This window comes from Chlorogloeopsis sp. ULAP02 (genome assembly GCF_038404745.2).
In the GTDB taxonomy this organism is placed as follows: domain Bacteria; phylum Cyanobacteriota; class Cyanobacteriia; order Cyanobacteriales; family Nostocaceae; genus Chlorogloeopsis.
Genome location: NZ_JAYKTT020000037.1, coordinates 1 through 1,431 on the forward strand (window position 1 = coordinate 1; position 1,431 = coordinate 1,431).

A 1,431-nucleotide genomic window follows, 5' to 3' on the forward strand; every position below is an offset into this window, starting at 1 on the left:
ATTTAGCTTGATCAAAAAGAAGCCCCGCGCTCTAACGCTTCGTTGAGCGACGGGATGAATTTTTGGGCGATGACGAATTGACCCACAATCAAATCAATCCTGTGGATTGACAGAACAGAGGGTCGATGAGGAGTCGCCATTTTTTATGTTTGGTAGCGTATCGATAAGTTCCTCAATCACTTGAGTCATCGTTTGATCGGCGTGTGCTGCATAATTTTGCAACCGTCCCAATCGTCTTTCTGAAATTCTTATTTTTAACGATTTGTTTTTCATATGTACCCCCAACGTTCATACATTCATATTATACTACTTATAGGTCGATAGCAAAAACAAAGTAATGAAAACCTCATACCAATACAAAATCAAGCCAACTAAACAGCAAGCAGAGAAGATAGATAAAACGCTGGAAATGTTACGTTGTCAATATAATTATTTGCTTGCTCAAAGGTTTGACTGGTATGAAATGAATCGCTGTCCTATTGATAGATGTCCCTTAATTTGTTACATACCAGAATTAAAAGAGCAACCTCACTACTACAACCAAAAAGCATCTTTAGTTCAGCTTAAAATAGATAGACCGTGGTACAAAGAGATTCACTCACAAGTATTACAGGAAGTTCCTAAGAAAGTTGAACTAGCTTTTGATAGATGGTTAAAAGGTGATAACGGCAAAAAATCTGGTAGACCTAGATTCAAAGGCAAAGGTCAATACAAAACTTTTACCTATACTCAATTTAAGCGCCATCATTTTACCAATAACAAAATCACGCTATCAAAAATTGGGGATATTAAAGTAATTGTTCATCGCCCAATACCAGACGGTTTTGATATTAAAACCGTATCTGTTACCAAGAAAGCAGATGGTTATTATGTCACTTTCAGCCTTGATGACAAAACAGTTCCCACAATTAAACCTGACTTTAACCCTGACAATATTGTTGGTATTGATGTTGGTTTGATTGATTTCTATGTGGCATCTGACAATATTAGAGTTGCCGCACCAAAGTATTTACGCAAAACTGAACGTAAATTAAAATCAGCACAGCGTAAGGTATCCAGACGTAAAAAAGGTTCTAATCGACGTAAAAAAGCCATTCAAAAATTGGCTAAACAGCACAAAAAAGTTGCTGATACCCGCAAAGATTTTCACTTTAAAACAGCCAAATCATTGCTTGATAAGTATGATGTTGTTGCTGTTGAAAAGCTGAATATCAAAGGACTAACTAAAACAAGATTGGCTAAAAGTATTAATGATGCTGGTTGGAGTCAGTTTTTGACCATACTTTCTAACAAAGCCGAAAATGCTGGTTTGAAGGTAATAGCTGTCAATCCAAACGGCACTAGCCAAGAATGTTCTAACTGTGGTCACAAAGTTAAAAAGCAGTTATCTCAAAGAATGCACAATTGCCATGTTTGTCATTCAAGTCTGTG

Annotated in this window: 1 protein-coding gene; it reads left to right on the forward strand. The window is 36.5% G+C overall.

What is annotated here, in order from left to right; translation table 11 throughout:
- Positions 1 to 337: 337 nt before the first annotated feature.
- Positions 338 to 1,431, forward strand: a 1,094-nt coding sequence (locus U2718_RS14535) for an RNA-guided endonuclease InsQ/TnpB family protein (RefSeq protein WP_411813290.1), incomplete at its 3' end; no start/stop codon positions are given.